This is a genomic window from Pseudomonas sp. FBCC-B1565, assembly GCF_059133265.1.
The window spans coordinates 5,175,171-5,198,898 of record NZ_CP101438.1; the positions used below are offsets into that span (position 1 = coordinate 5,175,171).

Sequence of the window (23,728 nt, forward strand, 5' to 3'; positions counted from 1 at the left end):
AAACTGCCGCAAAATGCGGCAGATTCGCAATTCAGCGAAGCGTTACAGTCGACCCAGATCGTTGACCAGGGCTAACAACATCACCCCGACCACCAAACTGATACCGATCTGTATCCCCCAACCCTGCACCCGATCCGACAAGGGGCGACCACGCACCCACTCGACCAGATAAAACAACAGATGCCCCCCATCCAATACTGGAATGGGCAGCAAATTCAGAACCCCCAGGCTAATACTCAGATAAGCCAGGAAATTCAGGAAATCCGCGACACCCGACTGGGCAGAAGCGCCCGCCACTTTAGCAATGGTTATCGGTCCACTCAAGTTTTTTACCGAGAGCTCGCCGAACAACATTTTCTTGAGGGATTCGAGCGTCAGTACACTCATGGTCCAGGTGCGTTTCGCACCCTCGCCAATTGCCGCCAACGGCCCGAAACTCACCTCACGTACCATCGATGGCGGCCAATCGACACCTTTGACTCCGGCGCCCAGGTAACCCCCGGCCGCCTTGGCTTCCCCGCGAACCGACAAGGTCACAGGGACGTCGATTTGAGCACCGTCGCGTTCAACTTTCAGCACAATTTTGGTATCAGGGCGTACACGAACCAGATCGACCACCTGTTGCCAGTCACCCAGTGGCTGACCATCGAGAGCCAGCAGGCGATCGCCGGTTTTCAGGCCCGCAGCCTGGGCCGGACCTTTCGGATCCAGCTCGGCAAGCACCGGCGGCAAGGCCGGACGCCATGGACGTATGCCCAGGGATTTGATCGGATCAGGCTCATCAGCGCCCTTGAGCCAGTGGTCGAGAGCCAGCTCACGCGGGCTCTCGGCCGTGGAGTCCTGCTCGCGCACCACTACATTCACGGTGCCGCTTTCACCCAGGCGACGCACCAACTGCAAATTGACTGCACCCCAACCTGTGGTGGGTTCGCCATCAATGGAAACAATTTCTTGTCCAGCAACCAGCCCTGCCTTGGCGGCAATGCTGTCCGCCTCAACTGCACCGATCACCGGCCGCACCTGCTGGCTGCCCAGCATGGCCAATACCCAGAAGAACACCATCGCCAACAGGAAGTTGGCGATCGGACCTGCAGCAACAATGGCGATACGCTGACGAACGGTCTTGCGATTGAAGGATTGATCCAACTGGTCTGCCGGCACCTCGCCTTCACGCTCATCGAGCATCTTGACGTAGCCACCCAATGGGATGGCCGCGATCACGAACTCCGTGCCACGGCGGTCGTGCCAGCGCAACAGCGGCATGCCGAAGCCGACGGAAAAGCGCAATACCTTGACGCCGCAACGACGTGCCACCCAGAAGTGACCGAATTCGTGGAAGGTAACCAGCACACCCAGAGCAACCAGGGTGCCGACAATCATGTAAAGCGCACTCATCTAATTTCTCCGCATTCCAATCCAGTGCCTGAAGGCTCGAACCCGCCCACAGACTAACGCGCGTTGCAGCTCAACCATTGCTCTGCCAGGGCGCGAGCCTTGGTATCGGCTTCGAATACCGCCGCCAGGTCATTCACCGCCACGACAGGCTCAAGCGCCAGGACGTCCTCGATGATACTCGCGATCTGCGGAAAGCGGATGCGCCGTTCGAGAAACGCCGCCACAGCCACCTCGTTGGCCGCATTCAGCATTGCCGGCGCACTGTTACCCGCTTCGGCCGCTTGCCGGGCCAGGCGCAGGCAAGGAAAGCGCTGCTCATCCGGCGCCTCGAAGTCCAGGCGGGCCACTGCAAACAGATCCAGCGGGGCGACACCGGAATCAATCCGCTCCGGCCAGGCCAAGGCATTGGCGATCGGCGTGCGCATATCGGGGTTGCCCAACTGGGCCAGGACCGAACCGTCTACATAGTCGACCAGGGAATGGATCACACTTTGCGGGTGAATCACCACTTCGACCTGATCCGGCCGTGCATCGAACAACCAGCACGCCTCGATCAGCTCCAGGCCCTTGTTCATCATGCTCGCCGAATCCACCGAGATCTTACGCCCCATGGACCAGTTCGGATGAGCGCACGCCTGGTCGGGCGAAACATGCTCAAGCTCGGCCAGAGGAGTTTGCCGGAACGGACCACCGGAGGCGGTCAGCAGGATCCGACGCACGCCAACCTGGCTCAAGCCACGCGCATAGTCGCCGGGCATGCATTGGAAGATCGCGTTGTGCTCGCTGTCGAGCGGCAGCAGCACGGCGCCGCTTTTGCGCACCGCCTGCATGAAGAGCGCGCCAGACATGACCAGCGCTTCTTTGTTGGCCAGCAGGATCTTCTTGCCGGCATCTACAGCGGCGAGGGTTGGACGCAGGCCGGCGGCACCGACGATAGCGGCGACCACGGTATCCACCTCGGCGTCAGCCGAGACCTGACACAACCCCTCCTCGCCCACCAACACTCGAGTCGCCAGCCCAGCAGCCCGCAGATCATCCTGCAAGCCACGCGCCGCTCCTGCCTCAGGCACTACGACGAAGCGCGGTGCGTGGCGCACGCACAAGGCCAACAGCTCGCTCAGGCGGCTAAACCCAGTAAGGGCAAAGACCTGATAGCGATCAGGATGACGCGCAATTACATCCAGGGTGCTCAGCCCAACCGAGCCGGTTGCACCCAGCACGGTCACTTGTTGAAGGCGGCTCACGAAGCAGTCATCCATAGCAGCACTGCGAAGATCGGGATGGCCGCCGTCAGGCTGTCGATACGATCCAATACACCACCGTGACCGGGCAGCAGGTTACTGCTGTCCTTGATACCCGCCTGACGCTTGAACATGCTTTCAGTGAGGTCGCCCACCACCGAAACAAGCACGACAATGGCCGTGGCCAGCAGCGCCAGGAAGATTTCCTTCGCCGCCCAACCGCGCACCACACCGACGACCAGCGCGATCATCAGCGTCAACGCCAAACCACCATAGACACCTTCCCAGCTCTTGCCCGGACTGACCGCCGGCGCCAACTTGCGCTTGCCGAAAGCCCGACCGGAGAAGTAGGCACCAATATCAGCCCCCCACACCAGCACCATGACTGCCAGGATCAACCAGTTACCCATTGGATAACGCTTGATCTCCACCAGCCCTTGCCAAGCCGGCAGCAGGATCAGCAAGCCAATCACCAGCTTGCAGGCAACACTGGTCCATTGACCGCTGGTGCGCGGATAGGTCAGTACCAGGAACGTCGCCAGCGCCCACCACAACACTGCCGCCCCCAACACCCAGGGCGCGAGGTCCGGCAGGATGTACAAGAGAAACGCCAAGGCAGCCACGACAGCGGCATACACCACGCGTGGGAGCTGCGCACTGAACCCCGCCAGGCGCGCCCATTCCCAGGCACCCAGGGTGACAACCAGGCCGATAAACAGCGCAAAGCCGGAGCCGTCGAGCAGGAAAAACCCGCACAGGGCAATCGGCAACAGGATCAGTGCCGTGATGATTCGTTGTTTAAGCATTTAAACCCGGGCTCCAGCTTCGATCTGCTCGCTCGTTTTACCGAAGCGACGCTGACGGGAAGCGAAATCGGCCAGTGCATTACGCATGGCATCGTGTTTGAAGTCCGGCCAGAACAGGTCGGAGAAGTACAGCTCGGTATAGGCCAGCTGCCACAGCAGGAAATTACTGATGCGGTGCTCACCACCGGTGCGGATGCACAGGTCCGGCAACGGCAGGTCACCGGTCACCAGGCAGGTTTGCAACAGTTCAGGCGTGATGTCGTCTGGGCGCAGATGGCCGGCCTGCACTTCACGAGCCAGCCGCTGCGCTGCCTGGGCGATATCCCACTGGCCGCCGTAGTTGGCTGCGATCTGTAGCACAAAACGGTTGGCGCCAGCCGTGATCGCCTCAGCCTCACGCATGGCAGCTTGAAGTTCCGGGTGGAAACGCGAGCGGTCGCCAATGATGCGCAAGCTGATGTTGTTGTCGTTAAGGCGCTTGGCCTCACGACGCAGGGCCTTGAAGAACAGATCCATCAAGGCACTGACTTCTTCGGCGGGCCGCTGCCAGTTCTCACTGGAGAACGCAAACAGGGTCAACACTTCGACCTTGGCCTCGGCACACACCTCGATCACAGCCCTTACCGCATCGACACCCGCTTTATGCCCGGCGACACCCGGCATAAAGCGCTTCTTCGCCCAGCGATTATTCCCATCCATGATGATCGCGACATGGCGCGGCACCACGGAGGGCACAGTCTGCTTGGTCTTTTCCATGAAGGCGTCCTGACCCCTTATACGGCCATCAGGTCCTTTTCTTTTTCTTCCGTGGCCTTGGTGATCTGGGCCTCGGCATCCTTGGTCAACTTGTCGATATCGGCGGTGGCACGACGCTCTTCGTCTTCACTGATTTCCTTGTCCTTGACCAGCTTCTTCAGGTCACCCAAGGCATCGCGACGGATATTACGTACAGCAACACGCGCGTCTTCTGCAGCGCTGCGAGCCTGCTTGGTGAAGCCCTTGCGGGTCTCTTCAGTCAAGGCCGGCATGGAGATCAGCAGCAACTCACCCAGGTTGGTCGGGTTGAGGTTCAAACCGGCGCTCTGGATGGCCTTGTCGACAGCACCCAGCATGTTGCGCTCAAAGGCTACGACTTGCAGGGTGCGCGAGTCTTTAACGGTAATGTTGGCAACGCTGCTGATAGGCGTATCAGAGCCGTAGTAAGGCACCATCACGCTGCCCAGGATGCTCGGGTGCGCCTTGCCGGTACGAATCTGGCCGAATGCATGGCTCAGAGACTCCAGGGATTTCTGCATACGCGCTTGGGCGTCTTTCTTGATTTCGTTGATCATTGTTGGCCTTCCTCGATCAGAGTCCCTTCTGCGCCGCCGTGTACGATATTCAGCAGGGCGCCGGGCTTGTTCATGTTAAATACGCGCAGTGGCATCTTGTGGTCGCGGCACAGGCAAATAGCCGTCAGGTCCATCACGCCCAGCTTGCGATCCAGCACTTCATCGTAGGTCAGATGATCGAACTTCTCGGCATGCGGGTCTTTGAACGGGTCTGCGGTGTACACGCCATCCACCTTGGTCGCCTTGAGCACCACGTCCGCATCGATCTCGATGGCGCGCAGGCAGGCTGCCGAATCGGTGGTAAAGAACGGGTTACCCGTGCCGGCCGCGAAGATCACCACTTCCTTGGAGTTCAGGTGGCGCATGGCTTTGCGGCGATCATAGTGATCGGTCACGCCGACCATGGAAATAGCCGACATCACGATAGCCGAGATATTGGCACGCTCCAGGGCGTCGCGCATGGCCAGGGCGTTCATCACAGTGGCCAGCATGCCCATGTGGTCGCCGGTGACCCGATCCATGCCTGCAGCACTCAGTGCCGCGCCGCGGAACAGGTTGCCACCACCGATCACCAGGCCAACCTGCACGCCGATGCCGACCAACTGGCCGACTTCCAGCGCCATGCGGTCAAGCACCTTGGGATCGATCCCGAACTCTTCCGAGCCCATCAGGGCCTCGCCGCTAAGCTTGAGTAGAATGCGTTTATAGCGAGCCTGATAACCACTGCCCTGCTGAGCCATTGCGAATCTCTCCTGCGGCGTATTTTAAAAATTCTTGGCGAGCCGTTTACGGCTTGCGTTCACTCTAGCTGGACGCTGTCACAGCGCCATCGGAACACGGCTTTGTAAGCCAGTTCCGAAAGGAAGCCAATTAAAATCAGCCTTCCCATTTGAAAAGAGGCTGCGCGCGTGAGCGGGCAGCCTCTTTCGGGCGACAGTTGAAAACTGTCTTATTGCTTGGCGGCAGCCAGCTGGGCAGCAACTTCTTCAGCGAAGTTGTCGACCGGCTTCTCGATGCCTTCGCCTACTTTGTAGTAGGTGAAGGAAACGATTTCAGCACCGGCTTTCTTGGCCAGTTCGCCAACCTTGATTTCAGGGTTCTTGACGAACGCCTGCTCAACCAGGCTCGCTTCAGCCAGGAACTTGCTGATACGGCCTTTGATCATGTTTTCAACGATGTTCTCTGGCTTGCCGGCGATCTTGTCGGCGTTCAGGCTCAGGAACACAGCTTTTTCACGCTCGATCGCTTCGGCAGACACTTCCGAAGGCAGCAGGAACTCAGGGTTGCTGGCAGCAACGTGCATAGCGATGTCTTTGGCCAGCTCAACGTCGCCGCCTTTCAGAACAACAGCTACACCGATCTTGTTGCCGTGCAGGTAACCACCAACCACATCACCTTCAACGCGAGTCAGGCGACGGATGTTGACGTTTTCGCCAACCTTGCCAACCAGAACCAGGCGATCAGCTTCTTGGGCTTCGATCAGAGGCTCAACGGTAGTCAGCTTCTCATCGAATGCTTTCTTGACGCTGGCAGCAACGAATGCCTTGAAGTCATCTTGCAGGGCCAGGAAGTCGGTCTGCGAGTTCACTTCCAGCAGAACGGCGGCTTTACCGTCTTCAACCAGAGCGATAGCGCCTTCAGCAGCGACGTTGCCAGCTTTCTTGGCGGCCTTGATGGCGCCGGAGGCACGCATGTCGTCGATGGCTTTTTCGATGTCGCCGCCGGCCTTGGTCAAGGCCTTTTTGCAATCCATCATGCCTTCGCCGGTACGCTCACGCAGTTCTTTAACCAACGCTGCAGTAATCTCTGCCATTTCAAAATCCTCTTGGATAGGTTTTCAACCATTCCACCCGATCAAACGGGCGATCAATTCTTCCCGAATCTCCCTTGTAGGCCGCTGCACGTTACAGATGATGTAGCTGCGCTGCCGACAAATGGTTTTCGAGGTGGCAAAAAGGGGGCCAAGCCCCCTTTTTGCTTACTGAGTCAACGCCAGGGCGCTAATTACTCAGCGGCAGCTACCGGAGCTTCTTCAACGAACTGCTCGGTACCACCAGCAACGTGGTTGCGACCACGGATTACAGCGTCAGCCATCGAACCCATGTACAGCTGGATAGCGCGGATTGCGTCATCGTTGCCTGGGATGATGTAGTCAACGCCTTCCGGGCTGCTGTTGGTATCGACTACGCCGATAACAGGGATGCCCAGCTTGTTGGCTTCGGTGATCGCGATGCGCTCGTGATCAACGTCGATAACGAACAGTGCGTCAGGCAGACCGCCCATGTCCTTGATACCACCCAGGGAACGATCGAGCTTTTCCAGGTCACGGGAGCGCATCAGCGCTTCTTTCTTGGTCAGCTTGGCGAAAGTACCGTCTTCGGCTTGCACTTCAAGGTCACGCAGACGCTTGATGGAAGCACGGATGGTTTTGAAGTTGGTCAGCATGCCGCCCAACCAGCGGTGATCGACGTACGGCGAACCGCAACGTGCTGCTTCTTCAGCAACGATCTTGCCAGCGGAACGCTTGGTGCCGACGAACAGAATCTTGTTTTTGCCCTGGGCCAGGCGCTCTACGAAAGTCAGCGCTTCGTTGAACATTGGCAGGGTTTTTTCAAGGTTGATGATGTGGATCTTGTTACGCGCGCCGAAAATGTACTTACCCATTTTCGGGTTCCAGTAACGGGTCTGGTGACCGAAGTGCACACCGGCCTTCAGCATATCGCGCATGTTGACTTGGGACATGATAGTTCCTTAATAAGTCGGGTTTGGCCTCCACGTATCCCAATGACCAACCAGCGGCATCAAGGCCTCCGGCACCCAGGTCATCGTGTCGACACGTGTGTGGATTTAAGCTTTGCGGGGTATCCCCGGAAAGCGGCGCATTTTATACCACAGCATCGGCAAAAACGGAACACGCAATCACATTTGCCGTAGCGCGCCTTCGTGTAACCCCTTGAATAGAGCCGACATAGCCCTACCTTATAGACAGAAGCGATCATCAGAGGCTCATGATTTGACGCCATGGTCTGTTAGAATCGCGTTTTCTGTGGCTTGTGCGAATTCTGCAACCTTTTGTCGCACGCCCGTAAACCGTATTGATTTCAGCGCGTCGCGCTAGAGAGAGCCTGTATGACCGTTAGCTTGAAAACCGCCGAAGACATCGCTGGCATGCGCATCGCCGGCAAACTGGCTGCCGACGTGCTGGAAATGATTGCCGAACACGTCAAGCCCGGCGTCACCACCGAGACCCTCAACCAGATCTGCCACGACTATATCGTCAACGTGCAGGGCGCCATCCCTGCGCCGCTGAACTACAAGGGCTTCCCCAAGTCGATCTGCACCTCGGTCAACCACGTGGTCTGCCACGGCATTCCGGGCGACAAGCCGTTGAAGGATGGCGACACCTTGAACATCGATGTCACCGTGATCAAAGACCGCTACTTTGGCGATACCAGCCGTATGTTCCACGTCGGTAACGTACCGGTCTGGGCCGAGCGCCTGTCCCAGGTCACCCAGGAATGCATGTACAAGGCCATCGAGATCGTCAAGCCCGGCTGCCGCCTGGGCGACATCGGCGAAGTGATCCAGAAGCACGCTGAAAAGAACGGCTTCTCGGTGGTACGCGAATTCTGCGGCCACGGTATCGGCACCGTCTTCCACGAAGAGCCGCAGATCCTGCACTACGGCCGCGCCGGCACCGGTATGGAACTGAAGGCAGGCATGACCTTCACCATCGAACCAATGATCAACCAGGGCAAGGCCGACACCAAGGTGCTGGGCGACGGCTGGACCGCCATCACCAAGGACCGCAAGCTCTCGGCCCAGTGGGAACACACCTTGCTGGTCACCGAAACCGGCTACGAGATCTTTACCCTGCGCGCTGACGACACGATCCCACGCGTTTCGGCCTAAAGGTTGCTTTGGTTTTCCCCCACTGTGTTGTGACTGACTGAATAGATAGAAAGGAAAGCCGATCGATGCCCCAGGTGGATCCCGAACTCTTCGACCGTGGCCAGTTCCAGGCCGAACTGGCCCTGAAGGCGAGCCCCATCGCCGCGTTCAAGAAGGCTATCCGCCAGGCCCGCGAGGTACTCGACGCGCGCTTTCGCAGTGGTCGGGACATCCGCCGGCTGATCGAGGACCGGGCCTGGTTTGTCGATAACATTCTGCAAAAGGCCTGGGAACAGTTCAGTTGGAGCGAAGACGCAGACATCGCCCTGGTGGCTGTCGGCGGCTACGGGCGCGGCGAGCTGCATCCCTACTCCGATATCGACCTGCTGATCCTGCTGGACAGCGCCGACCATGAGATCTTTCGCGATTCCATCGAGCGTTTTCTGACGCTGTTGTGGGACATCGGCCTGGAAGTCGGCCAAAGCGTGCGCTCGGTGGACGAATGCGCCGAAGAGGCGCGCGCCGACCTCACCGTGATCACCAACCTGATGGAAAGCCGCACCATCGCCGGCCCCGAGCGCCTGCGCCAGCGCATGCTCGAAGTCACCAGCACCGCACACATGTGGCCGAGCAAGGACTTCTTCCTGGCCAAGCGCGCCGAGCAAAAGGCCCGGCACCACAAGTACAACGACACCGAATACAACCTGGAACCCAACGTCAAAGGCTCGCCGGGCGGGCTGCGGGATATCCAGACGATTCTGTGGGTTGCGCGTCGCCAGTACGGCACCCTGAACCTGCGCGCCCTGGCCGGCGAAGGCTTCCTGGTAGAAAGCGAAAACGCCCTGCTGGCTTCATCCCAGGAATTCCTCTGGAAGGTGCGCTACGCCCTGCACATGCTGGCCGGGCGTTCCGAAGACCGCCTGCTGTTCGACCACCAGCGCTCCATCGCCACCCTGCTGGGTTTTGAAGGCGAAGACGCGAAGACCAGCATCGAAAGCTTCATGCAGCAGTATTACCGTGTGGTCATGAGCATTGCCCAGCTCAGCGACCTGATCATCCAGCATTTCGAAGAAGTGATCCTGGCCCCTGAAGACGAAGCGCCGCCACAACCGATCAATGCGCGCTTCCAACTGCACGACGGCTATATCGAGGCGCGCAACGACAACGTGTTCCGTCGCACGCCGTTCGCCATGCTGGAAATCTTCGTGCTGATGGCCCAACAGCCGGAAATCAAAGGCGTGCGCGCCGACACCATTCGCCTGCTGCGGGAAAACCGGCACCTGATCGACGACGACTTCCGCAACGATATCCGCAACACCAGCCTGTTCATCGAGCTGTTCAAGTGCAAGATCGGCATCCACCGCAACCTGCGGCGCATGAACCGTTACGGCATCCTCGGGCGCTACCTGCCGGAATTCGGTTTTATCGTCGGGCAGATGCAGCACGACTTGTTCCACATCTATACCGTGGACGCCCACACCCTGAACCTGATCAAGCACCTGCGTAAGTTGCAGTACACCCAGGTGTCGGAGAAATTTCCGCTGGCCAGTAAATTGATGGCCAAGCTGCCCAAGCCCGAGTTGATCTACCTGGCCGGTCTGTACCACGACATCGGTAAGGGCAGGCACGGCGACCACTCCGAGGTCGGTGCGGTTGATGCCGAAGCCTTCTGCCAGCGCCACCAGTTGCCACTGTGGGACAGCCGCCTGATCGTCTGGCTGGTGCAGAACCACCTGGTGATGTCGACGACCGCCCAGCGCAAGGACTTGTCCGACCCGCAGGTGATCCACGACTTCGCACAGATCGTCGGTGATGAAACCCGTCTCGACTACCTGTACGTGCTGACCGTCTCGGATATCAACGCGACCAACCCGACGCTGTGGAACTCGTGGCGCGCCAGCCTGCTGCGCCAGCTGTACACCGAGACCAAGCGTGCCCTGCGCCGTGGCCTGGAAAACCCGGTGGACCGCGAAGAGCAGATTCGGCGCACACAGAGCGCAGCCCTGGATATCCTGGTGCGCGGCGGCAACGACCCGGACGATGTCGAGCAACTGTGGTCGCAACTGGGCGACGATTACTTCCTGCGTCACACCGCCGGTGATGTGGCCTGGCATACCGACGCGATCCTGCAGCAACCGGCCGATGGCGGCCCGTTGGTGCTGATCAAGGAAACCACCCAACGCGAATTCGAAGGCGGCACGCAGATCTTCATCTACGCGCCGGACCAGCACGACTTCTTCGCCGTAACCGTGGCCGCCATGGACCAGCTCAACCTGAACATCCATGACGCCCGGGTGATCACCTCCAGCAGCCAGTTCACCCTCGACACCTATATCGTGCTCGACACCGATGGCGACTCGATTGGCGACAACCCGGCGCGCGTGAAGAAGATCCGCGAAGGCCTGACCGAGGCCCTGCGCAACCCTGACGACTACCCGACCATCATCCAGCGCCGGGTACCGCGCCAGCTCAAGCATTTTGCATTTGCGCCCCAGGTCACCATTTCCAACGACGCCCAACGGCCGGTGACGGTACTGGAACTCAGCGCTCCGGATCGCCCAGGCCTGCTGGCACGCATCGGCGGGATCTTCCTGGAGTTCGACCTGTCGCTGCAGAACGCCAAGATTGCGACCCTCGGCGAGCGCGTCGAAGACGTGTTCTTCATCACCGATGCCGACAATCAGCCGCTGTCCGACCCTGAGCTGTGCCTGCGCTTGCAGGAAGCCATCGTCCAGCAGTTGAGCGTGACCCAGGAGCCCGGCGTCGAACTCACGCGCCTGACTATTTGAATACGCGGATTAATCTGTGAAGCAGGGCTTGTGTGGGAGGGGGCTTGCCCCCGATAGCGGTGAGTCAGCTACGAATATTTCAACTGACAGTCAGCAATCGGGGGCAAGCCCCCTCCCACATAAGAATCGCTGCGCCCAGCAGACCGCATGCTTTCAACCGAATTGAACGAGATTTCCATGAACAACGCCCTGAACCAGCTACAGCCCTACCCGTTCGAGAAACTGCGCGCCCTGCTCGGCAGCGTCACGCCAAACCCGGACAAGCGCCCGATTGCGCTGTCCATCGGCGAACCCAAGCACAAATCCCCGGAATTCGTGGCCAAGGCCCTGGCCGATAATCTCGACCAGATGGCGGTCTACCCGACCACCCTGGGCATCCCGGCGCTGCGTGAGGCCATCGGCGCCTGGTGCGAACGCCGTTTCAACGTACCCAAGGGCTGGCTCGACCCGGCGCGCAATATCCTGCCGGTCAATGGCACCCGTGAAGCGCTGTTCGCCTTCACCCAGACCGTGGTCAACCGTGGCGACGACGCGCTGGTGGTGAGCCCGAACCCGTTCTACCAGATCTACGAAGGCGCCGCGTTCCTGGCCGGGGCCAAGCCGCACTACCTGCCATGCCTGGACGCCAATGGCTTCAACCCGGACTTCGACGCCGTGACCCCGGACATCTGGAAGCGTTGCCAGATCCTGTTCCTGTGCTCCCCCGGCAACCCGACCGGCGCGCTGATCCCGGTCGAAACGCTGAAAAAACTCATCGCCCTGGCCGACGAATATGACTTCGTCATCGCCGCCGACGAGTGCTACAGCGAGCTGTACTTCGACGAACAAACCCCGCCGCCGGGCCTGCTGAGCGCCTGCGTCGAACTGGGGCGTCAGGACTTCAAGCGTTGTGTGGTGTTCCACAGCCTGTCCAAGCGCTCCAACCTTCCGGGCCTGCGCTCAGGCTTTGTGGCCGGCGACGCTGACATCCTCAAGGCGTTCCTGCTGTACCGCACCTACCACGGCTGCGCGATGCCGGTGCAGACCCAGTTGGCAAGCATTGCCGCCTGGCAGGATGAAGCCCACGTGCAAGCCAACCGTGACCTGTACCGCGAGAAGTTCGATGCGGTGCTGGCGATTCTCAAGCCAGTGCTGGATGTGCAGAGCCCGGACGGCGGCTTCTACCTGTGGCCGCATGTGAATGGCGATGATGCCGCGTTCTGCCGCGACTTGTTCGTGGAAGAACATGTAACCGTGGTGCCGGGCTCGTATCTGTCGCGGGAAGTGGATGGTTTCAACCCCGGTGCCGGGCGCGTGCGCATGGCGTTGGTTGCACCGCTGGCGGAATGTGTGGAAGCGGCTGAACGCATTCGCGATTTTATTCAGCGTCGCCGCTAAAGGGCTTGGTGGTCATTTCAGCTGCCCCAGATTCGCCTCACTCATGTCCAGATCCGCCAACACCTCCCTCAACACGTCATCACCAATCTGGTGATGACGACTCAGGCTATATAACTCCAGGCGCTGCGCCCGCAGCGCCTTGAGCCGCAGTTTGCGCTCAAGCAGGTCCATCTGCTGCGCCAGCACCTGGGCCTCGGCCGAGTCGTTGAACACCTCCAATTGATGGCGATATTCCGACATCAGCCGTGCCTTGAGCTCAGTGGCAAGTGCCGCCTGGGCGGCGTCCTGGCTTTCGGGCTCAGCGGGTTCTTCTGCTTCCAGCGCATGGATCGCAGCCACAGCCGTTTTTTTCCAGGCCTCGCGGACCTCTTTGTGACGTTTCTCGTCCGGGCTCTTTTCAATGCCACGTAACAACAACGGCAAGGCGATACAGGCAGCGATCAGCGACAGGAGGATCACGCCTGCCGCGATGAAGATCAGCAGGTCGCGCTCGGGAAAGTCCTGGCCCGGCGCCAGCAGCAAAGGCACCGACATTACACCGGCCAACGTCACCGCACCGCGCACACCACCCACAGTCAACAACCAGCAGGAACGGGCGGTCGGCACCAGCGTCAGCTCGCTTTTCCCACGAATTCGGCGTAACAGGCCTGACAGCCGCCAGATGCTCTGCACCCAGATAAAACGCAGCACCACCAACACCAGGAAGATCGCGATCACATCCAGGCAGCGATAAAACAGGGTCGGCCATAGCGTTGTCTCGTGGCTGACCACGGCCTTGATGATGTCCGGCAGTTGCAGGCCCAGCAGCAGGAAGATCAGGCCGTTGAAGGCAAACTCCAACAGCGACCAGACACTGCGATTGAGCAAGCGTGTGCTGGTCTGGCGTGGCAGCAGGTCAAGCCAGCTTTGCATCATGCCCGCGGCGACCGCCGACAAGATGCCCGAGGCGCCCAGGCGCTCCGCCAGCACGTAGGCGGCAAATGGCAGCAACAACATGAACACCACGTGGGTTGCCGGGTCATCCCAGCCACGGGCGATCATCCAGGCGCGCAGTCGGCCGACCAGCCAGCTCAGGGCTACGCCAACAGCCAAGCCACCGACAGCGACCAACACAAAGGTCAGGCTGGCATCCGCCAGGGAAAACACCCCGGTCAACGCCGCCGCCAGGGCAAACTTGAACGTCACCAGGCCCGACGCATCGTTCATCAGGGCCTCGCCCTGCAGCATATGCATCAAGGGCGTAGGCAGACGGTTCTGGGAAATCGCCGACACCGCCACGGCATCCGTCGGCGACAAAACGGCTGCCAAGGCGAAGGCCACCGGCAGCGGGATCGTAGGCAATATCCAGTGAATGAAATAACCAGCACCGACCACCGTGAACAACACCAACCCCACCGCCAACGTCAGGATCGGCCCACGCAACCGCCACAACTCACGCTTGGGCATGCGCCAGCCATCCGAAAACAGCAGCGGCGGCAGGAACAGAAACAGGAACAACTCCGGGTCCAGCGCCACGTGCAGGCCCAGCGTCGGCCAGGCCAGCAGGGCACCGGCGGCGATTTGCACCAGGGGCAACGGCAGAGGAATGACACGCCCAACCAGACGCGAAACGCTGACCAGCATCAGCAAGATAAGAACGGTATAGGCGGTTTGCATAACGCGGGTTTCCCGGACAATCGACTTGCAACGACACACATCAGGCAACAACTGGCCGTTGAAGTGCCATATTGCCCGGCTATGTTAACCGCCTATGCTGCCGACCGGCCTTTGCACATAAGTCGCACGCCAGCATGACGAGGGGCACGGTCCCGCTGGTCGTGGCATAATCCGTGACCTTTAATTTCTACTTGGTCCAAAGGGGGGCAATTCCTTGACCGCTTCAAGCAAAACGTTGCACCTTTTCGGCATCAAAGCCTGCGACACCATGAAAAAAGCGCGCACCTGGCTCGATGAGCACGGCGTGGGCTATGAGTTCCACGACTACAAAACGGCCGGTATCGACCGCGAACACTTGACCCAATGGTGCAACGAGCACGGTTGGCAGGTGGTTTTGAACCGTGCGGGCACCACCTTTCGCAAACTCGAAGACGAACGCAAAGCCGATCTCGATCAGTCGAAAGCCATTGAATTGATGCTCGCACAACCTTCGATGATCAAGCGCCCGGTGCTTGATCTCGGTGACAGAACCCTGATTGGCTTCAAGCCAGATAGTTATTCGGCGGCCCTCAAGTAGGCCAGCCCTTTCCATTTTTGTAGAGGTAACAGCATGTCCAATTCCCTGTTCAGCCTGGGCTTCGGCGTCGGCACTCAGAACCGCCAAGGTGCTTGGCTGGAAGTGTTTTACGCGCAACCGCTGCTCAACCCATCGGCTGAAATCGTCGCGGCCATCGCGCCGATCCTCGGTTACACCGAAGGCAACCAGGCCATCACCTTCACCATCAGCCAAGCGCTGCAACTGGCCGATGCCCTCAAGAATGTCGACGCCACCCAAGCCGCGCTGCTCAACCGCCTGGCTGAAAGCCACACCCCGCTGGTTGCCACCCTGCTGGCCGAAGACGCCGCACTGACCTCCACGCCTGAGGCCTACCTCAAGCTGCACCTGTTGTCCCACCGCCTGGTCAAGCCCCACGGCCTGAGCCTGGCCGGTGTGTTCCCGCAGTTGCCGAACGTGGCCTGGACCAGCCAGGGCGCGATCGACATCAACGAACTGGCCGAACGCCAGCTCGAAGCGCGCCTGCGTGGCGAGCTGCTGGAAGTGTTCTCGGTGGACAAGTTCCCGAAAATGACCGACTACGTAGTGCCGAGCGGCGTGCGTATCGCTGATGCCGCGCGTCTGCGCCTGGGTGCTTATGTGGGCGAAGGCACCACCGTGATGCACGAAGGTTTCGTCAACTTCAACGCCGGTACCGAAGGCCCGGGCATGATCGAAGGCCGTGTATCGGCCGGCGTGTTCGTCGGCAAGGGCTCGGACCTGGGTGGCGGCTGCTCCACCATGGGCACCCTGTCGGGTGGCGGCAATATTGTGATCAAGGTCGGCGAAGGCTGCCTGATCGGCGCCAACGCCGGTATCGGTATCCCGTTGGGCGACCGCAACACCGTGGAGTCCGGCCTGTACGTCACCGCCGGCACCAAGGTCGCGCTGCTGGACGAGAAAAACCAACTGGTCAAAGTGGTCAAGGCTCGCGAACTGGCTGGCCAGCCGGACCTGTTGTTCCGTCGCAACTCCGAGACCGGTGCCGTGGAGTGCAAAACCCACAAATCGGCCATCGAACTGAACGAAGCGCTGCACGCTCACAACTAAGCAGCCACTCGATGCCACTAGCGGGCCCCGACCCTGGGGCTCGCTTATACGAGTCTTGAACACCATGCTAGTGCCCTCCCCCTGGCGCGCCGATTTCCCGGCCATCGCCACCCTGCAACGGCAAGACCAGACGTACCTGGACAACGCCGCCACCACACAAAAGCCCCAGGCCCTGTTGGATGCGATCAGCCATTACTACGCCAATGGCGCAGCCAATGTGCACCGTGCCCAGCACTTGCCCGGCGCCCATGCGACCCAGGCGTTCGAAGACAGCCGCAGCAAGGTCGCGCAGTGGTTGAATGCAGGCGACAGTGGGCAGATCGTGTTCACCCACGGCGCGACCTCTGCGCTGAACCTCTTGGCCTACGGCCTTGAGCACTTATTCAATGCGGGCGACGAGATTGTCGTCAGCGCCCTGGAACACCACGCCAACCTGCTGCCCTGGCAGCAACTGGCCAAACGCCGCGCCGCCACGCTGGTGGTGCTGCCGTTGAATGATGACGGCGTGATCGACCTGCAAGCCGCCGCCGCGCTGATCGGCCCGCGCACACGCCTGCTGGCGGTGAGCCAGTTATCCAACGTGCTCGGCGCCTGGCAGCCTCTGGAAGCGCTGATCACTGCGGCCAAGGCCCACGGCGCACTGACCGTGGTCGATGGCGCCCAAGGCATCGTCCACGGCCGCCACGACGTGCAGGCCCTGGGTTGCGACTTCTATGTGTTTTCCAGCCACAAGCTCTATGGCCCGGATGGCGTCGGCGTGCTGTTTGGCCGCAACGCAGCCCTGCACCACTTGCGACACTGGCAGTTTGGCGGCGAGATGGTGCAACAGGCCGACTACCACAGCGCCAGTTTCCGCCCGGCGCCGCTGGGTTTCGAAGCAGGCACCCCGCCGATTGCCAGTGTGATCGGCCTGGGTGCCAGCCTGGATTACCTGAATTCGCTGGACCAACAAGCGGTCGTCGCCCATGAAGCGGCGCTGCATGACTACCTGTTGCGTGGGCTCAAAGCGCGCAATGGCGTGCACATACTGGGCGCGCCGCAGGTGGCGTTGGTCAGCTTCGTTGTCGATGGCGTGCATAACGCTGATCTTGCGCACTTGCTCACCGAGCAAGGCATTGCCGTACGCGCAGGACACCATTGCGCAATGCCGCTGCTCAAGGCAATGGAGTTGTCAGGGGCGATCCGTGTGTCTCTGGCGCTGTACAACGATTCGGATGATCTGGAACGCTTCTTTGAAGCGCTGGACCAGGCGCTGGATATGCTGCGATGAGCCTGCCAATGGAGGCGGTTGCTGCGCTGGAAGCCTTTCAGTCCGTCGGCAGTTGGGAACAACGCGCGCGGATGCTGATGCAGTGGGGCGAACGGCTGCCTGCCCTGGCCGCCGAGGACAAAGTCGACGCCAACCTGGTACAGGGCTGTGAAAGCCTGGTGTGGTTGGTGGGGCGTTTGCAGGACGGCCACTGGCAGTTCGCCGCCAGCAGCGATGCACGGATGATTCGTGGGTTGGTGGCGCTGCTGCTGGCGCGGGTCAATGGGCTTTCTGCTGCCGAGCTGCTGGCCGTGGACTTGCCCGACTGGTTCAATCAATTGGGGCTTTCCCGTCAACTGTCACCGTCGCGCAGCAATGGCCTCAACGCGGTGCTGCAACGTATGCGCGAAATCAGTCATAAACAAAGCTAAATGTGGGAGGGGGCTTGCCCCCGATTGCAGGGTGTCAGTCACTGAACAAGTTGGCTGATCCACCGCTATCGGGGGCAAGCCCCCTCCCACATTTGAATTGTGTCGGGTTCCGAGATTTAAGTGGGCTTGACCCGCTCCGACGGCCTACGCACCCCGGCCACAATCTTGTCCACCGCCTTGGTCGCCGCCACCATGCCGAACGTGGCGGTCACCATCATCACCGCGCCAAACCCACCCGCGCAGTCCAGCTTCACGCCATCCCCGACAAAACTTTTCTGCAAACAAATGCTGCCATCCGGCTTGGGGTAACGCAGTTGCTCGGTGGAAAACACGCACGGCACGCTGTAATGGCGGGTCACGGTACGCGAGAAACCGTAGTCACGGCGCAGGGTCGAGCGCACTTTCGACGCCAACGGGTCGTTGAAGGTGCGGTTCAAGTCGCACACCTGGATCAATGTCGGGTCGATCTGCCCGCCGGCGCCGCCGGTGGTGATGATCTGGATCTTGCGGCGTTTGCACCAGGCGATCAGCGCAGCTTTGGCGTTAACCGCGTCGATGCAGTCGATCACGCAATCGATGTTGGGGGTGATGTATTCGGCCATGGTGTCGCGGGTCACGAAGTCGGCCACCGCATGCACCGTGCAGTCCGGGTTGATGCCGCGCAGGCGCTCGGCCATCACCTCGACCTTGGGTTTGCCTACGGTGCTGTCCAGGGCATGCAACTGGCGGTTGCTGTTGCTGACGCAGACGTCATCCAGGTCAAACAGCGAAATCTCGCCCACCCCGCAACGGGCCACGGCTTCCGCCGCCCACGAGCCCACACCGCCGACGCCGACGATCGCCACATGGGCCGCTTTCAAGCGTTCCAGGCCTTCAATGCCATACAAGCGGGCGACGCCTGCAAACCGCGGATCTTCTGTACTCATGACCATTACCCCAAAAACCGGCGCGCATTATAGGGCTACGCAGCGACAAGTTCGAAGCCTCAAGCTACAAGTTAAGAACTAAGATGGCCTTTCGCTGACTAATGTCCGGTTTTCTCTGCTTGCTGTACGGTCAGGGAAGCGCCGGTGTAGGATGCGCGCCGTTCGGCGCAGGCCGACACCTCTTTTCGTTCCACACCTTTTGGAACCCGAAATAGCCATGGCATCGCGTAAATTTGGACTCAACCTGGTGATCGTGCTGGCAATCGCCGCGCTGTTCACCGGCTTCTGGGCGCTGATCAACCGCCCCGTCACCACCCCCAACTGGCCTGAACAGATCTCCGGTTTTTCCTACTCGCCGTTCCAACAAGGCCAGTTCCCACAGAAAGACCAGTACCCAACCGACGACCAGATGCGTCAAGACCTTGCAATCATGAGCAAGCTGACGGACAACATCCGCACCTACTCGGTCGACGGCACCCTGGGGGACATCCCCAAGCTGGCGGAAGAGTTCGGCCTGCGCGTGACGCTGGGGATCTGGATCAGCCCGGACCTGGAACGCAACGAGCGGGAAATCCAGCGCGCCATCGAAATCGCCAACAGCTCGCGCAGTGTGGTGCGGGTAGTGGTGGGTAACGAAGCGCTGTTCCGGGAAGAAATCACCCCTGAGGCGCTGATTGTGCTGCTGGACCGGGTGCGCGCCGCTGTGAAAGTACCGGTGACGACCTCCGAACAGTGGCACATCTGGGAAAAGAACCCGCAACTGGCCAAGCACGTCGACCTGATTGCTGCGCACATCCTGCCATTCTGGGAATACATCCCGATGGACAAGGCCGGCCAATACGTACTCGACCGTGCCCGTGACCTGAAGAAACTGTTCCCGAAAAAGCCGCTGCTGCTGTCGGAAGTGGGCTGGCCGAGTAACGGACGCATGCGCGGGGGTAACGAAACCTCCCCGGCCGACCAGGCGATTTACCTGCGCACGCTGGTGAACAAGCTGAACCGCCAGGGCTACAACTACTTCGTGATCGAGGCCTTCGATCAGCCGTGGAAAGTCAGCGACGAAGGCTCGGCGGGCGCCTACTGGGGCGTGTACAACGCCGCACGCCAGCAGAAATTCAACTTTGAAGGCCCCGTGGTCGCGATCCCGCAGTGGCGCGTGCTGGCCATCGGTTCGGTGGTGCTCGCGCTGTTGTCGCTGACCCTGCTGATGATCGACGGCTCGGCCCTGCGCCAGCGCGGCCGCACCTTCCTGACCTTTATCGCATTCCTGTGCGGTTCGGTGCTGGTGTGGATCGGCTACGACTACAGCCAGCAATACAGCACCTGGTTCAGTGTCACCGTGGGCATTCTCCTGGCCCTCGGTGCCCTGGGCGTGTTTATCGTGTTGCTGACCGAAGCCCATGAACTGGCGGAAGCGGTCTGGACCCACAAGCGCCGGCGCGAATTCCTGCCAGTGGTGGGGGATTCGGACTACCGCCCGAAAGTGTCGATCCATGTGCCGTGCTACAACGAGCCGCCGGAGATGGTCAAACAGACCCTCGACGCCCTGGCCGCCCTTGATTACCCGGACTACGAAGTCCTGATCATCGACAACAACACCAAGGACCCGGCCGTGTGGGAGCCGGTGCGCGATTACTGCGAAACCCTGGGACCGCGCTTCAAGTTCTTCCATGTCGCGCCCCTGGCCGGTTTCAAGGGTGGCGCACTGAACTACCTGATCCCGCACACCGCCAAGGATGCCGAAGTGATCGCGGTGATCGACTCCGATTACTGCGTCTCGCCGAATTGGCTCAAGCACATGGTGCCTCACTTCGCCGACCCGAAAATCGCCGTGGTGCAGTCGCCGCAGGACTACCGCGACCAGAACGAAAGCACCTTCAAGAAGCTCTGCTACGCGGAATACAAAGGCTTCTTCCACATCGGCATGGTCACCCGCAACGACCGTGACGCGATCATCCAGCATGGCACCATGACCATGACCCGTCGCTCGGTGCTCGAAGAACTGGGCTGGGCCGACTGGTGCATCTGCGAAGACGCCGAACTGGGCCTGCGGGTGTTCGAGAAAGGCCTGTCGGCGGCGTATTACCACGACAGCTACGGCAAGGGCTTGATGCCGGATACCTTTATCGACTTCAAGAAACAGCGTTTCCGCTGGGCCTACGGCGCGATCCAGATCATCAAGCGCCACACCGCGAGCCTGTTGCGCGGCAAGGACACCGAGCTGACCCGTGGCCAGCGCTACCACTTCCTGGCGGGCTGGCTGCCGTGGGTGGCGGACGGCATGAACATCTTCTTCACCGTGGGCGCGCTGCTGTGGTCGGCGGCAATGATCATAGTGCCAACGCGGGTCGATCCGCCGCTGCTGATTTTTGCGATCCCGCCGTTGGCGCTGTTCGTGTTCAAGGTGGGCAAGATCATTTTCCTGTACCGGCGTGCGGTGGGCGTGAACTTGAAGGACGCATTCTGCGCGGCCCTGGCCGGTCTGGCGTTGTCCCACACCATCGCCAAGGCGGTGCTGTATGGCTTCTTCACCACCAGCATCCCGTTCTTCCGTACACCGAAAAACGCGGATAACCACGGCTTCTGGGTGGCGATTTCCGAAGCCCGCGAAGAGATGTTCATCATGCTGCTGTTGTGGGGCGCGGCGCTGGGGATCTACCTGGTGCAGGGCCTGCCGAGCAATGACATCCGCTTCTGGGTGGTGATGTTGCTGGTGCAGTCGCTGCCGTATGTGGCGGCGCTGGTCATGGCGTTCCTGTCTTCGCTGCCGAAACCGGCGGCGGCAGCGGAACCCGCACCGGCTGCGTAAAAACTCGCGCAATGCACTAAACGGCGGCCTCTGGCCGCCGTTTTGCTATAAGATAACGGCCGTTTTATGAGTCTTGGCCCAGGCCAATGCTTTGTGTGGGAGGGGGCAAGTCGAATCGTCGCACCGCCCCTCCCACACTGAATCTGCGCCCCTTACGTCCTGCGCCCATCACATGCTTCCGGAGTTCCCCATGACGGCCCATGCCGACCTTTCGCCGACCCTTCAACTTGCCATCGACCTGATCCGTCGCCCCTCGGTGACGCCGATCGACGCCGATTGCCAGAAGCTGATGATGCAGCGCCTGGGCGACGCCGGTTTTGCGCTCGAGCCGATGCGCATCGAAGACGTGGACAACTTCTGGGCCACCCATGGCAAGCACGATGGCCCGGTACTGTGCTTTGCCGGCCACACCGACGTGGTACCGACCGGCCCGGTGCAGGCGTGGCAGAACGACCCGTTCGACGCGTTGATCGATGAACACGGCATGCTTTGCGGCCGTGGTGCGGCAGACATGAAAGGCAGCCTGGCGGCCATGCTGGTGGCGTCGGAGCGTTTTGTCGCCGACTACCCGGACCACAAGGGTTCGGTGGCTTTCCTGATCACCAGCGATGAAGAAGGCCCGGCGCACCACGGCACCAAGGCTGTGATCGAACGCCTGGCTGCACGCAAGGAACGCCTGGACTGGTGCATCGTCGGCGAACCGTCGAGCACCACGTTGGTGGGCGACGTGGTCAAGAACGGCCGTCGCGGCTCCCTCGGCGCCACCCTGACCGTACGCGGCGTGCAAGGCCACGTAGCCTATCCGCACCTGGCGAAAAACCCGATCCACCTGGCAGCACCGGCCCTGGCCGAACTGGCCGCCGAGCATTGGGATGACGGCAACACCTTCTTCCCGCCGACCAGCTTCCAGATCTCCAACCTCAATTCCGGCACCGGCGCGACCAACGTGATCCCCGGTGACCTGACGGCGGTGTTCAACTTCCGTTTCTCCACCGAGTCCACCGTCGAAGGTCTACAGCAGCGCGTAGCACAGATTCTCGACAAGCACGGCCTGGACTGGCACGTGGAGTGGGCGCTGTCGGGCCTGCCGTTCCTCACCGAACCGGGTGCGCTGCTGGATGCGGTATCCGCCAGCATCAAGGCGATCACCGGGCGTGAGACCCAGGCGTCCACCAGCGGCGGCACCTCCGATGGACGGTTCATCGCCACCCTCGGCACCCAAGTGGTTGAGCTGGGCCCGGTCAACGCGACGATCCACCAGGTCAACGAGCGCATCCTCGCCAGCGACCTCGATGTGCTGACCGAAATCTACTACCAGACCCTGATCAAGTTGCTCGCCTGATGCTCGCCTGCCCCCTTTGCAACGCCCCGCTCAACGCGGTGGACAATGGCGTGGCGTGCCCGGCCGGGCATCGTTTCGACCGCGCGCGCCAGGGTTACCTGAACCTGCTGCCGGTGCAGCACAAGAACAGCCGCGACCCGGGCGATAACCTGGCCATGGTGGAAGCGCGCCGCGACTTCCTCAACGCCGGGCACTACGCCCCGGTGGCCAAGCGCCTGGCCGAACTCGCCGCTGAGCGCGCACCGCAGCGCTGGGTCGATATCGGCTGTGGCGAGGGCTACTACACCGCACAGATCGCTGAAGCCCTGCCCCACGCCGACGGCTACGCACTGGATATCTCCAAGGAAGCGGTCAAGCGTGCGTGCAAGCGCAACCCGGCGCTGACCTGGTTGATCGCCAGCATGGCCCGCGTGCCATTGGCGTCAGGTAGCTGCCAATTTCTCGCCAGCGTGTTCAGCCCACTGGACTGGGAAGAGGCCAAGCGCCTGCTCAGCCCCGGTGGCGGCCTGATGAAGGTCGGCCCGACCAGCGGCCACCTGATGGAATTGCGCGAGCGCCTGTACGACGAAGTGCGTGAATACACCGACGACAAACACCTGGCCCTGGTGCCGGACGGCATGAGCCTGGCACACAGCGAAACGCTGGAATTCCCCCTGAGCCTGGCCGCCCCCCAGGACCGCGCCAACCTGCTGGCGATGACGCCCCATGGCTGGCGTGCAAGCGCCGAGCGCCGGGCACACGTGATCGAGGCGGCCGAGCCGCTGGTGGTCACGGTGTCGATGCGCTACGACTATTTCGTGCTTCAATAACTGACTGTCCAGTATCCGCGAATGGATTTTC

The 23,728-nt window shown here is 60.8% G+C and carries 20 protein-coding genes; 10 read left to right on the forward strand and 10 right to left on the reverse strand.

Annotated elements, in window-relative coordinates; genetic code table 11:
• Window positions 1-42: 42 nt before the first annotated feature.
• The 8 genes from rseP to rpsB form a co-directional block, all read right to left on the reverse strand.
• Window positions 43-1,395, reverse strand: a complete 1,353-nt coding sequence (gene rseP, locus NL123_RS23975; RefSeq protein WP_248486634.1) for a sigma E protease regulator RseP — start codon at window positions 1,393-1,395, stop codon at window positions 43-45.
• A gap of 53 nt (window positions 1,396-1,448) precedes the next feature.
• Complete coding sequence (ispC, locus tag NL123_RS23980) at window positions 1,449-2,639, reverse strand: 1-deoxy-D-xylulose-5-phosphate reductoisomerase (RefSeq protein ID WP_248486632.1); 1,191 nt, start codon at window positions 2,637-2,639, stop codon at window positions 1,449-1,451.
• A complete protein-coding gene (locus NL123_RS23985; RefSeq protein WP_248486630.1) occupies window positions 2,636-3,442 on the reverse strand; it encodes a phosphatidate cytidylyltransferase in 807 nt (268 codons plus the stop codon). The genes ispC and NL123_RS23985 overlap by 4 nt, the downstream gene beginning before the upstream one ends.
• The gene (gene uppS, locus NL123_RS23990; protein WP_016974405.1) at window positions 3,443-4,198 is read right to left on the reverse strand and encodes a polyprenyl diphosphate synthase; all 756 of its coding nucleotides are present in this window, start codon (window positions 4,196-4,198) and stop codon (window positions 3,443-3,445) included.
• A gap of 17 nt (window positions 4,199-4,215) precedes the next feature.
• Window positions 4,216-4,773 (reverse strand): ribosome recycling factor, encoded by a 558-nt coding sequence (gene frr / locus NL123_RS23995; protein ID WP_012722596.1) that lies wholly within the window; start codon window positions 4,771-4,773, stop codon window positions 4,216-4,218.
• Complete coding sequence (gene pyrH / locus NL123_RS24000; RefSeq protein WP_003189161.1) at window positions 4,770-5,513, reverse strand: UMP kinase; 744 nt, start codon at window positions 5,511-5,513, stop codon at window positions 4,770-4,772. Before pyrH ends, frr begins: the two co-directional genes overlap by 4 nt.
• Window positions 5,514-5,722: 209 nt before the next feature.
• Window positions 5,723-6,586: a translation elongation factor Ts gene (gene tsf / locus NL123_RS24005; protein ID WP_058425287.1), complete on the reverse strand. Its 864-nt coding sequence runs from the start codon at window positions 6,584-6,586 to the stop codon at window positions 5,723-5,725.
• A 191-nt stretch (window positions 6,587-6,777) separates the two neighbouring features.
• Window positions 6,778-7,515 (reverse strand): 30S ribosomal protein S2, encoded by a 738-nt coding sequence (gene rpsB, locus NL123_RS24010; protein ID WP_003189158.1) that lies wholly within the window; start codon window positions 7,513-7,515, stop codon window positions 6,778-6,780.
• A 387-nt stretch (window positions 7,516-7,902) separates the two neighbouring features.
• Here rpsB and map point away from each other — a divergent pair, with 387 nt between their 5' ends.
• The 3 genes from map (at window position 7,903) to dapC (ending at window position 12,830) form a co-directional block, all read left to right on the forward strand.
• Window positions 7,903-8,685: a type I methionyl aminopeptidase gene (gene map / locus NL123_RS24015; protein ID WP_016975842.1), complete on the forward strand. Its 783-nt coding sequence runs from the start codon at window positions 7,903-7,905 to the stop codon at window positions 8,683-8,685.
• Between the two features lie 65 nt (window positions 8,686-8,750).
• Window positions 8,751-11,453, forward strand: a complete 2,703-nt coding sequence (locus NL123_RS24020; protein ID WP_071496937.1) for a [protein-PII] uridylyltransferase — start codon at window positions 8,751-8,753, stop codon at window positions 11,451-11,453.
• Between the two features lie 177 nt (window positions 11,454-11,630).
• Window positions 11,631-12,830 carry a succinyldiaminopimelate transaminase gene (dapC, locus tag NL123_RS24025; protein ID WP_494356492.1) on the forward strand — a complete coding sequence of 400 codons (1,200 nt, stop codon included), beginning with the start codon at window positions 11,631-11,633 and terminating at the stop codon, window positions 12,828-12,830.
• Between the two features lie 12 nt (window positions 12,831-12,842).
• Here the strand turns inward: dapC and NL123_RS24030 are convergent, their stop codons facing one another.
• Complete coding sequence (locus tag NL123_RS24030; protein WP_494356493.1) at window positions 12,843-14,486, reverse strand: Na+/H+ antiporter; 1,644 nt, start codon at window positions 14,484-14,486, stop codon at window positions 12,843-12,845.
• A 268-nt stretch (window positions 14,487-14,754) separates the two neighbouring features.
• Here NL123_RS24030 and NL123_RS24035 point away from each other — a divergent pair, with 268 nt between their 5' ends.
• From NL123_RS24035 to NL123_RS24050, 4 genes are all read left to right on the forward strand, one after another.
• Window positions 14,755-15,063, forward strand: coding sequence for an arsenate reductase (locus NL123_RS24035; protein ID WP_231999482.1), 309 nt, complete (start codon window positions 14,755-14,757; stop codon window positions 15,061-15,063).
• A gap of 33 nt (window positions 15,064-15,096) precedes the next feature.
• Window positions 15,097-16,131, forward strand: coding sequence for a 2,3,4,5-tetrahydropyridine-2,6-dicarboxylate N-succinyltransferase (gene dapD, locus NL123_RS24040; RefSeq protein WP_071496944.1), 1,035 nt, complete (start codon window positions 15,097-15,099; stop codon window positions 16,129-16,131).
• A gap of 64 nt (window positions 16,132-16,195) precedes the next feature.
• Window positions 16,196-17,401, forward strand: a complete 1,206-nt coding sequence (locus NL123_RS24045; RefSeq protein ID WP_248486620.1) for an aminotransferase class V-fold PLP-dependent enzyme — start codon at window positions 16,196-16,198, stop codon at window positions 17,399-17,401.
• Window positions 17,398-17,811 (forward strand): SufE family protein, encoded by a 414-nt coding sequence (locus tag NL123_RS24050; protein ID WP_494356494.1) that lies wholly within the window; start codon window positions 17,398-17,400, stop codon window positions 17,809-17,811. Before NL123_RS24045 ends, NL123_RS24050 begins: the two co-directional genes overlap by 4 nt.
• Window positions 17,812-17,927: 116 nt before the next feature.
• Here NL123_RS24050 and tcdA read toward each other — a convergent pair whose 3' ends face one another.
• Window positions 17,928-18,737 (reverse strand): tRNA cyclic N6-threonylcarbamoyladenosine(37) synthase TcdA, encoded by an 810-nt coding sequence (gene tcdA, locus NL123_RS24055; protein WP_494356495.1) that lies wholly within the window; start codon window positions 18,735-18,737, stop codon window positions 17,928-17,930.
• A 217-nt stretch (window positions 18,738-18,954) separates the two neighbouring features.
• Here tcdA and NL123_RS24060 point away from each other — a divergent pair, with 217 nt between their 5' ends.
• From NL123_RS24060 to NL123_RS24070, 3 genes are all read left to right on the forward strand, one after another.
• Window positions 18,955-21,546 carry a glycosyltransferase gene (locus NL123_RS24060; protein WP_248486614.1) on the forward strand — a complete coding sequence of 864 codons (2,592 nt, stop codon included), beginning with the start codon at window positions 18,955-18,957 and terminating at the stop codon, window positions 21,544-21,546.
• Between the two features lie 190 nt (window positions 21,547-21,736).
• Entirely contained in the window at window positions 21,737-22,888 is a 1,152-nt protein-coding gene (gene dapE / locus NL123_RS24065; protein WP_248486613.1) for a succinyl-diaminopimelate desuccinylase, read from the forward strand.
• Window positions 22,888-23,697 carry a putative RNA methyltransferase gene (locus tag NL123_RS24070; RefSeq protein WP_494356496.1) on the forward strand — a complete coding sequence of 270 codons (810 nt, stop codon included), beginning with the start codon at window positions 22,888-22,890 and terminating at the stop codon, window positions 23,695-23,697. The genes dapE and NL123_RS24070 overlap by 1 nt, the downstream gene beginning before the upstream one ends.
• Window positions 23,698-23,728: the final 31 nt, after the last annotated feature.